Genomic DNA, 14,240 nt, shown 5'->3' on the forward strand with positions numbered 1-14,240 from the left:
GGGCGGAGGCCGGTGCCGAGGGCAGCGTGACGGCCGGTGCGGGAGCCGGTTCGGCAGGCGGTGCGGGAGCCGGTTCGGCAGGCGGTGCGGGAGCCGGTTCGGCAGGCGGTGCGGAAGCCGGTCCGGCGGCGCGGTCGGACGGCCGGACGGAGCTGCGGAACCTGACGGAGATCGTGGCGCTCTGCGGGCTCGTGATCGCGCAGCCGCTGCTGGACGTGACCGGAAAGAGTCCGGACTTCTTCCTCTTCCACGGTGCCGGCACGGGCGACATCCTGCTGCTGGTGGCGGCATACACGGTGCTGCCGCCGCTGCTGCTCTGGGGTGCCGGGGCGCTGGCCGGACTGCTGGTCCGCCGCTTCGCCGGAGCGGTCCGGGGCAGGCTGGTCCGGACCGCGCTGCACACGGTGACCCTCGGCCTGCTCCTCGCCGCGTTCGCCGTCCAGGTGGGCAAGCACCTCACACCGGTACGCGGCACCCCGCTGGTCGTGCTCGCCGTGGCGGCTGGCGGCGCCGGGGCGTACGCGTACCGGCGCTGGCAGGTGACCGGGCAGGTGCTCCGGGTCGCCGCGATCGGACCGCTGGTCTTCGTGTTGCTCTTCGTCTTCGCCTCACCCGCCTCGGCGGTGGTGTTGCCGGGGAAGCGGTCCGGGACGGAGGCGGGGACCAGCGCCGGCGCCACGGACCATCCGCCGGTCGTGATGTTGATCCTCGACGAGTTTCCGCTGACCTCACTGATGGACGGAAAGGGCGCCATCGACGCCCGACGCTACCCGAACTTCGCTCGGCTTGCCGGGGAGTCGACCTGGTACCGGAACGCGACCGGGGTCAGCGGCTACACCCCGTACGCGCTGCCGGCGATGCTGACCGGACGGTATCCGGCCGAGGAGCAGGCGCCGCACCACTCCCGCTATCCGGAGAACCTCTTCACGGCCTTCGCCGGGCCGTACCGGATCGAGGCGCAGGAGAGCATCACCCAGCTCTGCCCACCGCGCATCTGTCCGGACCGGGCCGCCGGTTCGGCCCGGGGCGGGCTGCCGACCCTGCTGCGGGAGAGCGCGGTCCTGCTCGAGCAGATCGTCTCGCCCACGGACTCCGGGCAGCGTGACCCCGAGGACTCCTACCGGGAGATCACCCGGGGCGAGGCCGGGGACGGCACCGGTTCGGCGGCGCCGACGGATCCGCAGTTCCGGTGGGGGGCGCTGGACGACAACCAACCGGCCCGGTTCGCCGACTTTCTCGGCACCCTCCGGCCGGCCGACCGCCCGACACTGCACTTCCTGCACCTGTTGCTGCCGCACTCGCCGTGGAACTACCTGCCGTCCGGGATCCGCTACGGCTCGCCGGACGGGATGCCCAACGACGGTGACGGCTGGGTCGAGTTGGCCTACCGGCGCCACCTGCTGCAACTGGAGTACACCGATCGGCTGCTCGGCGAGACGCTGCGCCGGCTGGACGAGACCGGCCTCTACGACGACGCGCTGGTGGTGCTCACCGCCGACCACGGAGTCAGTTTCACCCCGGGCGTGCAGGGGCGCGGCCTCGGCGCGGTGCGGCAGGCGCCCGGCGAGGTGCTCTGGGTGCCGCTCTTCGTCAAGCGGCCGGGACAGCGGGCCGGCGTGGTCGACGACCGGAACTGGGAGCACGTCGACCTGCTGCCGACCGTCGCCGAGCTGGCCGGGGTCGAGGTGCGGTGGCGCACCGACGGGGTCTCGGCGCTGCGCACCACCCGGGAACCGGCCGACAAGCACTACTACGACAGGCCGGGGCAGCCGAGTACGGTGCCGGCCGACACCTTCGCGGAGGTGGCCGCCGGTCGGGCCAGGCCGGTGCTCCCGGCGCAGCCCCGACCGGAACTGATCGGGCGGGCCGTCGCCGAGCTTCCACTTGGGCCGCCAGCCGGCTCGATCACGGTCCGCAACCGGTCCGAGTTCGATCAGATCGACCAGGCCGGTGGCCGGCTGCCGGCGCTGGTCTACGGCACGGTGCCCGACTCGGTGCCGAACGGGACCCTGCTCGCGGTGGCGGTCAACGGCCGGGTCGGTGCGGTCACCACGGTGGTGTCGCCGGACCCGGGCGGGCAGCGGTTCGCCGCGCTGCTGCCGGACGAGTCGATCTTCCTGCCGGGCCGGAACACCGTGCAGGTGTTCCAGGTCGCCGGGGACGGTGGCCTGCGGCCGCTGGTCGACTGATCCCGGCGTCCGGCACGGCGCCGCGCCGCCGGGCACCCGCCCGGCCACCGGTGGCCGCGCCCGCCTAGCCGGTGGCCGCCGCCTAGCAGGTTTCGGCCCGAGGGCAAACGCGTGACCAGGGTGATCCTTCCCTCACCGGCGGACCACGCAAGGTTCTCCGTTACGCTGCACGATTACCGTAAAAAATGAAGGCAATTCAGCGTAGATTCTGCCGGCGAAGCGAGGATCACATGACGGATGTCAAACTCGACCACCCGGGCGGCCAGCTGTCGATACCGGTCAAGCCCGCGGTCGACGGCCCAGCCGGTATCGCCACGGGCAACCTGTTGAAGGAGACGGGGTTCGTCACCTACGACCCCGGTTTCGTCAACACGGCCTCCTGCTCCTCCGAGATCACCTACATCGACGGTGACGCGGGCATCCTGCGTTACCGTGGCTACCCCATCGAGCAGTTGGCCGACAAGTCCTCCTTCCTGGAGGTGTCGTACCTGCTCATCTACGGCGAGCTGCCGACGGAGCAGCAGCTGCGCGACTTCGACGAGTGGATCAGGCGGCACTCGCTGCTGCACGAGGAGATGCGGCGCTTCTTCGACGGCTTCCCCCGGGACGCGCACCCGATGGCGGTGCTCTCCTCCGCGGTGAGCGCGATCTCCACCTTCTACCAGGACAGCCTCGACCCGTTCGACCGGGAGCACGTGGAGATCTCCACCGTGCGGCTGATGGCCAAGGTGCCGACGATCGCGTCGTACGCGTACAAGAAGTCCATCGGCCAGGCGATGCTGTATCCGGACAACTCGCTCGGCTACGTCGAGAACCTCCTCCGGATGACCTTCGGGGTGCCGGCCGAGCCGTACGAGGTCGACCCGGTGGTGGCCCGGGTGCTGGACATGCTCCTGGTGCTGCACGCCGACCACGAGCAGAACTGCTCCACCTCGACGGTCCGGCTGGTCGGCTCGAGCCAGGCCAACCTCTTCGCCTCGGTCTCGGCCGGGGTGAACGCGCTCTTCGGCCCCCTGCACGGCGGTGCCAACCAGGCGGTCCTGGAGATGCTCGACGACATCCGGACCAGCGGTGGCGACGTGCCGGGCTTCGTCCGGCGGGTCAAGGACAAGGAGCCGGGCGTCAAGCTGATGGGCTTCGGGCACCGGGTCTACAAGAACTACGATCCCCGGGCCGCGATCGTGAAGCAGGCGGCCCAGGAGGTGCTGGGCCGGATGGAGAAGCCGGATCCGCTGCTGGACCTCGCCATGCAGTTGGAGGAGATCGCCCTCGCCGACGACTACTTCGTGTCCCGGCGGCTCTACCCGAACGTCGACTTCTACACGGGTCTGATCTACAAGGCGATGGGCTTCCCGAACAAGATGTTCACGGTGCTCTTCGCGCTCGGCCGGCTGCCCGGCTGGATCGCGCAGTGGCGCGAGATGATCTCGGATCCGGAGACCAAGATCGGTCGTCCCCGGCAGGTCTACACCGGGGCGGCCGAGCGGGACTACCTCCCGATCGAGAAGCGCTGAGTCAGTCCCGGGGCTCCCCGGCCCGGTCGTCCACCGGCCGTCGACGCGTAACGCGCGTCGGCGGCCGGATTCGTCTTCGGCGGCGGATGGGTGCGGGACGGAGCCGGTGCGGCGGCCCGGGGCGATCGGTGGTCCGGCGGGCACGAACACCCCCTTCCGTGTAAAGGCTCTCACGCTGGGTAGTCGACGGTGGCCACGTGTCGACCGCGTCGAAGCGGTGCGAGCCGCTGCGAGCCGCTGCGTAGAAGGAGCCTGTGATGACCCATATGTCACGATCGGCATCACCCAGCCATGACGGCGAGTTCGAGTTTTGGCGCAGCCATGCGCACATCTCCCTGCAACCGGTGGCCGCGCCGTCGATCCTGGGACTCTTCGGCTACGCGGGCGCCACCTTCGTCGTTGCCACGAACCTCGCCGGCTGGTACGGCACCACCGCCACCCCGACGTTCCTCTTCCCGTTCGCCGCGCTGCTGGGTGGGCTCGCGCAGTTCCTTGCCGGCATGTGGGCGTACCGAGCCCGGGACGGGCTGGCCACCGCGATGCACGGGATCTGGGGCAGCTTCTGGCTCGCCTACGGCCTGCTCTACCTGCTGATCGCGACCGGAGTACTGGTCCAGCCGGCCCCGTTCGTCGCGCTCGGTTTCTGGTTCGCCGCACTCGCCGCGATCACCTGGTCCGGGGCGTTCGCCGCGCTGGCCGAGAACATCGGCCTCACGCTGGTGCTGGCGACCCTGGCGGCCGGCGCCACCTGCCTGGCCGTCGGCAACATCGGCGGCTTCTCGGTGTGGCCCACGATCGGTGCCTACCTGCTGATCGCGTCCGCCGTGATCGCCTGGTACACCGCTACGGCGATGATGCTGGAGGGCACCTTCCGCCGGGTGATCCTGCCGATCGGCAAGATGCGCGGCCCGGACGTGCCGGGCCGGGAGCCGCGCCAGGTCATCCAGTTCACCGCGGGCGAGCCGGGCATCAAGGTCGGCCAGTAGTTGTTAGGAAGGGCCCCTGTTTCTACAGAAAACGATATGCGGGGGCCCTTCCTTACGCCACGGAGGGGAACTATGCGGGGAGCACCGCTGGAGATGCCGGACGGGAACGGTCGGGGTCGGCTCCTGCCGCGTGCCCTCGGCCTGCTGAGCCTCGGCCTCGGTGGCGCGGCGGTCGCGGCACCATCCCAGGTCAGCCGGCTGATCGGCGTGGACGACTCGGTGCTGGCCCGGACCGTCGTGCTGCGGGCGATCGGCGCCCGCGAACTGCTGCCGGTCCCCGGCGCGCTGGCCTCCCGCCGGCCCGCCGGCTGGGTCTGGCTCCGGGTCGCCGGGGACGTCCTGGACCTGATCCTGCTGGTACGGGCGTTGCGGCAGCGGCGCGGCGTCCGGCGCAGGCGGGTCGCGGCGACCCTCGCCGCCGTCGCCGGGATCACCGCCGTCGACCTGTTGGCCGCCGTGCACAGCGGCCGGATCGCCGGGGTACGCCGCCGCACGCTCCGGGCCAGCGCGACCGTCACCATCAACCGGCCGGCGGACGAGGTCTACCGGTTCTGGCGGGACTTCGAGAACCTGCCCCGGTTCATGTACCACCTGGAGTCGGTCCGCTCCGACGGCGACGGACGGTCGCACTGGATCGCCCGGGCGCCCGGCGGCCGCCGGGTCGAGTGGGACGCCGAACTGGTGGAGGAGAACCTCAGCGAAACGATCACCTGGCGTTCGGTGCGGGGCGCCCGGGTGCCGAACGCCGGCCGGGTCCGGTTCACCCGGGCGGCCGGCGGGCGGGGCACGGAGGTCCGGGTCGAGCTGGCGTACGCGCCGCCGGGCGGAGCGGTCGGCCGGACCGTCGCGAAGCTTCTCGGTGCGGAACCCGGGCAGCAGATCCGGGACGACCTGCGCCGGTTCAAGCAGGTCATCGAGACCGGCGAGGTGGTGCGGTCGGACGGCAGCCCGGCCGGGCTGGCCACCTCGCAGCAGGTGCTGCAGCGGCCGGCGCGCCCGCAGGGGGACGGATCGCGCGACAGATCGGGCGACGGTCGGAAGCGGAGGTAGGGGATGAAGGCGACCTGCTGGCAGGGCCGGGAGAACGTCCGGGTGGAGGAGGTGCCGGACCCGCAGATCATGAACGCCCGGGATGCCGTCGTCCGGATCACCAGCACCGCCATCTGCGGCTCCGACCTGCACATCTATCACGGCTACATCCCGACGATGAGGCACGGTGACGTGCTCGGCCACGAGTTCATGGGGGAGGTCGTCGAGGTCGGGCCGGAGGTGGAGACCCTGCGGATCGGCGACCGGGTGGTGGTGCCCTTCCCGATCGCCTGCGGCAACTGCCGGGCCTGCCAGAGCGGTCTCTACTCGCTCTGCGAGAACTCCAACCCAAACGCGGGACTGGCCGAGAAGCTGCTCGGACACTCGCCCGGCGGCATCTTCGGCTATTCGCACATGCTCGGCGGGTACGCCGGCGGCCAGGCCGAGTACGCCCGGGTGCCCTTCGCCGACGTGGGACCGATCAAGGTCCCCGACGAACTGCCCGACGAGAAGGTGCTGCTCCTCTCCGACATCTTCCCGACCGGCTACATGGGCGCCGAGTTGTGCGGGCTCACCGGTGGCGAGGTCGTCGCGGTCTGGGGCGCGGGTGCGGTCGGGCTGCTGGCGATGCGCAGTGCGTACCTGCTCGGCGCCGAGCGGGTGATCGCGATCGACCGGTTCCCGTACCGGCTGCGGATGGCCCAGGAGCAGGCCGGGGCGGAGCCGCTGAACTACGACGACGTCGACGTGGTCGAGGCGCTGCGCGAGATGACCGGCGGGCGGGGGCCGGACGCCTGCATCGACGCGGTCGGCATGGAGGGGCACCACTCGTCGGCGGTGCTGCACGGCTACGACCGGGCGAAGCAGTCGGCCCGGCTGGAGACGGACCGGCCGCACGGGCTCCGCGAGGCGATCATGAGCTGCCGCAACGGTGGCACGCTCGCGGTCATCGGCGTCTACGGCGGTTTCGTGGACAAGTTCCCGATCGGTTCGCTGATGAACCGGTCGTTGACGCTGCGTACCGGGCAGTGCCACGTCCAGCGCTACTCCCGGATGCTGCTGGACCGGATCCGCCGGGGCGAGATCGACCCGAGCTTCGTCATCACCCACCGGCTGCGGCTCGACGACGCGCCGATCGGCTACGAAATGTTCCGGCAGAAGCAGGACGAGTGCGTCAAGGTGGTGCTCAAGACGTGATCCCGGGACTGCCGCTGCGGCGTGCGGAGGCGTGATGGCCGGCGCCGACCGGCAGTGGAGGGTCGCGGTCCCGGTCACTCCGCGCCGGCAGTGGTTGCGGATCTTCGTCGTCGGCCTGGCGCTCTGGCTCGCCACGGTGGCGGTCATCTTCCTCACCGGAAACCCGACCCTGCTGCCCACGCTGGTGCTGCTCGGCAGCTTCCTGGTGCCGGTGACCTTCGTGGCCTGGGCGTTCCAGCGGCGGGACACCGGCGAGGTCACGGTCAGCGGAGTGTTCGGCACCTTCCTCGCCGGTGGCGTACTCGGAATCCTCGCCTCGGCCGTGCTGGAGTCGTACCTGCTGCGCCCGTCGGTGCTGCTCTTCCTCGGTGTCGGCCTGATCGAGGAGGCCGCCAAACTGGCCGCGCTGGCGTTGCTGACCCGCCAGCTGCGGCTCAAGAGCGTCCGGGACGGGATGATCCTCGGTGCCGCCGTCGGCTTCGGCTTCTCGGCGTTGGAATCCGCCGGTTACGCCTTCGTCGCCCTCTTCACCGTGCAGGGGCTCTCGGTGGTGCAGGTGGTGCAGACGGAGATCCTCCGTGGCCTGGTCGCGCCGGTCGGGCACGGGCTCTGGACGGCCATCCTCGGCGGTGTGCTCTTCGCCCCGAGCGGCCGGGACCACTTCGTGATCGGCCTGCGGCTGATCTACGCCTATCTCGGCGTCTCGCTGCTGCACGCGCTCTGGGACGCCATGCACGCCATCGCGTTCTATCTGACCCTGCTCTTCACCGGGTCGCGCGGCCTGCTCAACCCGGATGGTTCCCTGGGCCGGCCGACCCCGGCGCAGGCGGTGTTGATGCCGGTGCTGGAAGGGCTTGGCCTGGCGCTCGTCGCCGTGCTCGGGCTGGTCTGGTTGACGGCGCTGTGGCGGTCCGCGCGACGCGGCCCGGGACGACCGGAGTCCGGCTGGCGGGTGCCGACCGGTTTCGGCAGGCCAGTGGCATCGCGGCCCTGAGTCGGGTCGCCCGTCGCCGTCCGGTGCGCGCGCGTCGGTCGTGCGGTGCGCCCTGTTCGGCCGCGGCCAGTTGTAGCACGCCCCACGAGGCGAGCGCGGCACCGGCGAGCGCGGCGACGGCACCCCAGAGTCCGCCCGCGGTCCGCTCGTCGAGCAGCACCATGGCGATCACGACCGAGGCGACCGGATTGGCCAGCGTGACGGTGGCCAGCGGCGCACCCAGTCCCGCGCCCCGGTAGGCCACCTGGGAGAGGAGCAGTCCGGCCGCGGCCATCCCCGCGAGTGCCATCGCCGGTCCGGCGGAGGCGAGCAGCTCACCCTCCCCGACGAGCCGGGACACGAGTTGGGTGAGCGCGGAGGCCACCGCGAAGGCGATCCCGGCGGCGGTCGCGGTGAGCAGGCTGCGTGGCAGGGCGGTCCGGACCGCCCGGCCGGCCAGCACCAGTACGGCCACCAGGGTGCTCGCCACCCCGGCCAGCGTCCAGCCCTGGTCGGTCCGGAGGTCGTGGGTGCCCGCGCCGGGCAGAGTCAGGGCGAGCAGCAGCACCAGTCCGGCCAGGGTGACGGCGGCGCCCCGCCACTGCCGGCCCGACGCCCGGCGGCCGATGGTGGCCGCCGCGATCGGCAGCGCGAGGACCAGGGTGAGCACGCCGAGCGGCTGCACCACGGAGAGCGGCCCGTAGGCCAGCGCGGCGACGTGCAGCGCGGCACCCGCGCCGTTGCCCGCCACCGAGAGCCACCAGCCGGACCGACGCAGGACGGTGCCGAGATAGCTCCGCCCTGCGTCCCCCGTCGGTCCGGCCTGGCTGGCGAGGCGCTCCTGTAGCACCGCCGCGGCCGCGTACGCCGCCGCCGAGGCCACCGACAGGACGATCGCCAGCCCCAGTGCGATCACGGTCGGCCCCCGGGACCATGAATCGTCATGACCTCATGATCCTCGGTAACGGCCGTCCTGGCGTCCCCCCGTGGTCGGCATCACCCGTACGCCGCGAGGCGTAGGAGCGGGGTGCCGCCTTCCCCCGCCAGGCGGAGACACTCCCGCCGGATCGGGGAGCGTGGTCGGGGTCGTCACCCCCGACGGCGTTCCCGGTGATGCCGGGGCGGGGTCAGCGGCCGAAGAGGAGCCAGGTGGCGATGGCGCCGATCAGCAGCAGCCCCAACCCGGCCTGGAACAGCAGCGCCGGACCGAGGTGCGACCAGAGCGTCGGGGTACGCGGGGTGAGCAGCTGCCCCGTGGTGAGGTTGACGATCCGTTCGACCCGGGGGGCGAGCCCCGCGTCCTTCTGGGAGCGGACCGTCACCTGGACGTGGTCCGCCGGTTCCAGGGCGCTCTGCGGCAGGTGCCCGTGGATCTCCATCTCGCAGAGCATCCCGCTGCCGTCCCGCAGGCGCAGGGGTGTCACCAGGAACTCCGGCCCCTTGCGCAGTTCCTTCCACTTTCGTCGCGCGCCGCTGGCGGCGCCGGCCCGGAGCACCGAGGCGAGCAGTAGGAGCACCACCCGGACCACGCCCGCCGTGCCGAGTACGGCGACGAGAACGGGCTGCCGCACCCGGATCTCCCGTGAGTAGCCGTCCATCAGCCGTACGACGTGACCGGTGATGACCGGTCCGGGTCGCCAGGCGACCCGTTCGGGAAACAGTTCACCGTCCATGCGTCTCACCACCGAGAGTCCGCTCCCCGTGACGAATTGTATCGATCATGGCTGATGAACCGGAGTGAGTGAACCTATTCACCGTTCGGTGACGGGGCGCTCACTCGTGGCTGCCCGGCGCGTTTCCAGGCAGGGAACACGCATCCGGGCGGACCGGTCAGGTGACAAGCCGACCGGCCTGGGTACCCCGAACGAAAGCCTGGAGAGGGGAGGACCCATGCAGCTCAGCTTCCTGCGTCCGATCTGTGACCGTCCCGGCCCGTGGACGTCGGTCTATCTGGACGCCTCCCGGGACACCCACGACGCCCACCCCGCCCTCGACCTCCGCTGGCGGGCGCTCCAGGAGCGGCTGGCGGAGCAGGGCACCGACCCGGAGACCGTCGCCGCGCTCGACGCCGTGGTCCGGGGCCACGAACCGATGCCCGGCGACTACGGGCTCGCCGCGTTCGCGACCGGCGGCGAGGTGCTGCTGACCGAATATCTCTCCGCGCCGCCGCTGAAGGACGTCGCCGCGCACGCGCCGGTCCCGCACACCATGCCGCTGGTCGCCCAGCGCGGCGAGCAGGTGCCCTGGGTCCGGGTGCTGGCCAGCCGGACCGGCGCGGACGTGGACGCGGTGGACGCCGGCGGCGTACCGCGGCACGCACACGTCACGGGCGGCAACCAGTTCCCGCTGCGCCGGGTCCAGCAGGGCGGTTGGAACCATTCCCATTACCAGCGCGACGCACTGACGTCGTGGCGGCGCAACGCCGGCGACGCCGCCTCGGCCACCGCGACCCTGGCGGAGCGGGTCGGTGCCGAGGTGATCGTGGTCGCCGGCGAGACGCAGGCCCGACAGATGCTCGCCGCCCAGCTGCCGGAGTTCTGGCAGGACCGGGTGGTGCAGACCGATGCGGGCTTCCCGGCCGACGGGGCCAAGCAGTTCAAGCTCGACGACGTGACCGTGCAGGCGATCGCGGAGGTGGCCGCCGCGCACACCGACGTGGCGCTGGACAAGTTCGGTATGCAGCAGGACGTGGGTGCCGGCCTGGAGGCGGTGGTGACGGCGCTGCAACGCGGGCAGGTCGACACCATGCTGATCGTGGACGATCCCTCGTCGACCGAGGAGCTCTGGATCGGTCCCGAGCCGACCGAGATCGCCACCAGCGCCGGCGAACTCCGGGCGATGTCGGTCGCGCAGCCGCAGCGGGTACGCGCCGACGCCGCCCTGATCCGGGCACTTGTCGGCACCGACGCCGGGATCACCGTGCTCGACTCCGACCAGGCGCCGGAGCTCGCCGACGGGGTGGGCGCGGTGCTCCGCTACGTCGACGCCAGCACCCCGGCCGGCGGCCGTGGCTGACCCGGGGCGGGGCGCGGTGCGCACCGGCGCGATGCTGCCGGAGCGGACCATCGCGGACCTGCTGGTCGAGCGGCTGCGCGCCTGGCGGGTGCCCCGGGTCTTCGGACAACCGGGGGAGGGAATCGCACTGGTCGTCGAGGCGCTGCACCGGGCCGGCGGCGACCCCGCCCTCGTCCCGTCCCGGCAACCGGAGGCGGCCGGTTTCATGGCCGCCGGGCACGCCAGGTACACCGGCGGGGTCGGGGTCTGCCTGGCCAGCCAGGGGCCGGGGGCGCTGCACCTGCTCGGCGGGCTCTACGACGCCAAGCTGGACGGCAGACCGGTGGTGGCGATCGTCGGGCAGCAGACGCAGTACGCGCTGGGCAGCGCGTACCAGGAGATCGAGCTGCCGCGGCTCTTCGGCGACGTCTGCGCCCGGTTCCTGCGTACCGCCGTGCTGCCGGAGCAGGTGTCCTACCTGCTCGACCAGGCGATCCGTACCGCCGTGGCGACCCGGGGCCCGACCTGCCTGGTGGTGCCGCACGACCTGCTCGGCCACGGGGTACCGGACGGGATGCCGCATCCCGACGGTGGCGGCGTGATCGCGGCGGCGCCCGGCCTGCCGCCGGCCCGGGTGCTGCCGCACGAGGAGGAGATCGACGCCGCCGCCCAGCTGCTCGGCGCCGGGCGGCGGGTGGCGATCCTGGTCGGCCAGGGCGGCGACGGCGCGGCGGAGGAGATCATGGAGCTGGCCGACCGGCTCGACGCCGGGGTGGCGACCTCGCTGCTCGGCAAGCCGGTGCTGGACGAGCGGCTGCCCTACCACACCGGCGTGCTGGGCCAGGTCGGCACCGCCGCCAGCGCGCAGTTGATGGCCGGCTGCGACACCCTGCTGATGATCGGCACCAACGACCCGTGGACCGGCTACTACCCGGTGCCGGGTCAGGCCACGGCGGTGCAGATCGACATCGACGGCAGTCGGTTGGCCAGCCGCTACCCGATCGACGTCCCGCTGGTCGGCGACGCCCGGGAGACCCTGCGCGCCCTGCTGGCCCGGGTGCCGCGGCGGCGCAACCGGGACTGGCGCGACATGGTGGAGGCGGCGGTGGACCGGGCCCGGACCGAGTGCGATGCCCGGGCGGAGGAGCCGACCGGGCGGCTGAATCCCCGTCTGGTGCTCCGGGAACTCTCGCCCCGGCTGCCGGTGGACGCCTCGGTCGCGGTCGACGTCGGCTCGGTGACCTACTGGTACGCCCGGCACCTACAACTTCCGCCGGGAGTTCCGGCGCAGCTCTGCGGCACCCTCGCCTCGGTCGGTTCGGCGGTACCGTACGCGATCGCCGCGAAGCTCGCCCGGCCGGACCGGCCGGTCTTCGCGCTCCTCGGCGACGGCGCCATGCAGTCCGGCGGGCTCGCCGAGCTGATCACGGTGGCCCGGCACTGGCCGGAGTGGCCGGATCCCCGGCTGGTGCTGCTGGTGCTGAACAACTCCGACCGGGCCGGCCGGGTCGGCGACCCGGAACGGGGGCCGGACGGCGGCCCGGTCCGGTCCGCCGGTGCCGAGCTGGACCGCCCGGCCGCGCCGGGGCTGCCGCCGCCCGAGGCGGTACGGGCCGGCTACGTCCCGTACGACGGCTGGGCCCGGTTGCTCGGGCTGCACGGCATCACGGTGGAGCGGCCGGAGCAGGTCGGGCCGGCCTGGGAGGAGGCGATCGCCGCCGACCGGCCCACCCTGATCGAGGCGGTGGTCGACCCGACGACCCCGCTGGACGCGCCGGAGCGCCCCTTCGCGGACCTGCGCGGCCTGCCGGAATTGCGCCTGGCAGGTTCCTGACCGCCCGTTTAGACCACATTGGGACGGGAACGCCCGGGCAGCGCGGACGAGGGAAGGTGAGCCCGGTGCGGGAGATGCAGAAGTGGCTGGCCACGGGCGGTTCCGGGCTTCCGGGGCCGGACCGGGTGGTCTCGCCGGAGAGTCCCGGCCGGGTACTGCTGGCCGTCGCCTCCCGAGCGGTACGCGGCCTGGACTGCGCGGACCTCGGATACCACCCGCTGCTCTCCCGGTTCCGGGGCGCACCGGAGGCGGTACGCCGCTCCGCGCTCGCCCGCGCCGCGATCCGGGCCGCGCTCCCCGCCGAGCAGGCGGGTGCGGTCGACGCCGAGCAGGTGGCCCGGTGGATGGTCGAGCACTACCCGCCGCGCCGGTATCCCGGTCTGGTGCTCGGCTCCCCGCACGGCGCGGCGGTACACCTCGCCACCGCGATGGGCGTGCCCTGGCTGCCGGCCGGCTTCGACGTGGCGGTGCAGTGGCCGGGCGGTGGGGTCGACCGGCCGGTCGACGCACTGGGCCACGGGCGCCGGATCGCCGACCGGCTGCTCCGGGCCAACCCGGGGGTACGGGTACGGCAGGTGCACGATCCCGCGGGCCGGGGCGTACTGGCGGGCTCGACGATCTCGTTGGTGGTCCGCTGGCACCGGCTGCCGGGGGCGTACCGGGAGTTCCTGGGCAGCCGGCTCGCCCCGGGCGCACCGGTGTTGCTGCTACGGGACGTGCGGACGTGGCCGGTGCTCGATTCGGGGGACGGGCACGGGTTCCAGCTCGGTACCCCCGGCAGCGGGCTCGAACCGGCGGACTTCCGGCCCGGAAGCGAACTGCTCGGACAGGTACTGCACGGTGCGGGCGGCGACGGGGCGAGCTGGGACGCCCCGGACGGCGGCCGGGCCGAGTACGCCGAGCAGGGGGTCGAGCCGGGTTTCGAGGCGAGCCTGCTGGACGGGGTGCGTGCCGTCGGCAGCCCGCTGCACCGGGTGCTGTTTCCGGGGCCGGACGCACTGAGCGCGGCTGCCGCCGACGTCTACCGGGGCTGGCTGCGGGCGGCCGGCAAGAGCGGCGACCGCTGCGTGGTCGAGTGCGGGCGGCTGATCGACCCGTGGCAGGTGGTCCGGGCCGGTCTGGTCCCGTACTGGTGTGAGAACGCCACCGAGCGCAGCGTGACGGGTGCCGAGTGGTGGCTCGCCGGAAGCACGCCCTTCAGCTCGCTGGACGTCCTGCCCGAGCCGCCCGGGGTGCGCTCGCCGGCCCTGGCCGGCCTGCCGCAGTGGCTCGCGGTGGCGTCGTTCGGGCGCCGCCGCCGCGCCGTGGACCGGGTGGCGGCCCGGGGCTATCCGGTGGCCTCCGTGGCCACCCGGCACGCCACCGAGGTGCTCCGGGGCCAGCCGTACGACCTGCCGCCGCCCCCGCCGCTGCGGGTGGGTGACGCGCTGGCCGGGCTACGTGCCAGCGGGACCCCGCAGGGGCTGCTGGTCTGCTGACCGCAAAAGTCCTCGGAAACCTCACGTCCCGTGATTGAGTACCTAC

Annotated in this window: 10 protein-coding genes and 1 pseudogene; 9 read left to right on the forward strand and 2 right to left on the reverse strand. The window is 72.8% G+C overall.

Going from position 1 to position 14,240, the window contains the following annotated elements; all coding sequences use genetic code 11:
• Positions 1-26: 26 nt before the first annotated feature.
• The 6 genes from ACN28C_RS21450 (at position 27) to ACN28C_RS21475 (ending at position 7,909) form a co-directional block, all read left to right on the forward strand.
• The gene (locus ACN28C_RS21450) at positions 27-2,189 is read left to right on the forward strand and encodes a sulfatase-like hydrolase/transferase (RefSeq protein WP_422774753.1); all 2,163 of its coding nucleotides are present in this window, start codon (positions 27-29) and stop codon (positions 2,187-2,189) included.
• Between the two features lie 230 nt (positions 2,190-2,419).
• Positions 2,420-3,703 carry a citrate synthase gene (locus ACN28C_RS21455; protein WP_422769329.1) on the forward strand — a complete coding sequence of 428 codons (1,284 nt, stop codon included), beginning with the start codon at positions 2,420-2,422 and terminating at the stop codon, positions 3,701-3,703.
• Between the two features lie 257 nt (positions 3,704-3,960).
• The gene (locus ACN28C_RS21460; protein WP_422769330.1) at positions 3,961-4,689 is read left to right on the forward strand and encodes an acetate uptake transporter family protein; all 729 of its coding nucleotides are present in this window, start codon (positions 3,961-3,963) and stop codon (positions 4,687-4,689) included.
• A gap of 72 nt (positions 4,690-4,761) precedes the next feature.
• Positions 4,762-5,739 carry an SRPBCC family protein gene (locus ACN28C_RS21465; RefSeq protein ID WP_422769331.1) on the forward strand — a complete coding sequence of 326 codons (978 nt, stop codon included), beginning with the start codon at positions 4,762-4,764 and terminating at the stop codon, positions 5,737-5,739.
• A gap of 3 nt (positions 5,740-5,742) precedes the next feature.
• Positions 5,743-6,915 carry a zinc-dependent alcohol dehydrogenase gene (locus ACN28C_RS21470; RefSeq protein WP_422769332.1) on the forward strand — a complete coding sequence of 391 codons (1,173 nt, stop codon included), beginning with the start codon at positions 5,743-5,745 and terminating at the stop codon, positions 6,913-6,915.
• Positions 6,916-6,949: 34 nt separating this feature from the next.
• Positions 6,950-7,909 carry a PrsW family intramembrane metalloprotease gene (locus ACN28C_RS21475; protein ID WP_422769333.1) on the forward strand — a complete coding sequence of 320 codons (960 nt, stop codon included), beginning with the start codon at positions 6,950-6,952 and terminating at the stop codon, positions 7,907-7,909.
• A 73-nt stretch (positions 7,910-7,982) separates the two neighbouring features.
• Here ACN28C_RS21475 and ACN28C_RS21480 read toward each other — a convergent pair.
• A pseudogene (locus tag ACN28C_RS21480) lies at positions 7,983-8,804 on the reverse strand (DMT family transporter); the annotation flags it as partial.
• Positions 8,805-9,015: 211 nt separating this feature from the next.
• The gene (locus ACN28C_RS21485; RefSeq protein ID WP_422769334.1) at positions 9,016-9,561 is read right to left on the reverse strand and encodes a hypothetical protein; all 546 of its coding nucleotides are present in this window, start codon (positions 9,559-9,561) and stop codon (positions 9,016-9,018) included.
• A gap of 217 nt (positions 9,562-9,778) precedes the next feature.
• Here ACN28C_RS21485 and ACN28C_RS21490 point away from each other — a divergent pair, with 217 nt between their 5' ends.
• From ACN28C_RS21490 to ACN28C_RS21500, 3 genes are all read left to right on the forward strand, one after another.
• Positions 9,779-10,903 carry a Vms1/Ankzf1 family peptidyl-tRNA hydrolase gene (locus ACN28C_RS21490; RefSeq protein WP_422769335.1) on the forward strand — a complete coding sequence of 375 codons (1,125 nt, stop codon included), beginning with the start codon at positions 9,779-9,781 and terminating at the stop codon, positions 10,901-10,903.
• Complete coding sequence (locus tag ACN28C_RS21495) at positions 10,896-12,716, forward strand: thiamine pyrophosphate-binding protein (protein WP_422769336.1); 1,821 nt, start codon at positions 10,896-10,898, stop codon at positions 12,714-12,716. Before ACN28C_RS21490 ends, ACN28C_RS21495 begins: the two co-directional genes overlap by 8 nt.
• Positions 12,717-12,790: 74 nt before the next feature.
• Complete coding sequence (locus tag ACN28C_RS21500) at positions 12,791-14,194, forward strand: hypothetical protein (RefSeq protein ID WP_422774754.1); 1,404 nt, start codon at positions 12,791-12,793, stop codon at positions 14,192-14,194.
• Positions 14,195-14,240: the final 46 nt, after the last annotated feature.

This window comes from Plantactinospora sp. WMMC1484 (genome assembly GCF_049315195.1).
Lineage (GTDB): Bacteria > Actinomycetota > Actinomycetes > Mycobacteriales > Micromonosporaceae > Plantactinospora.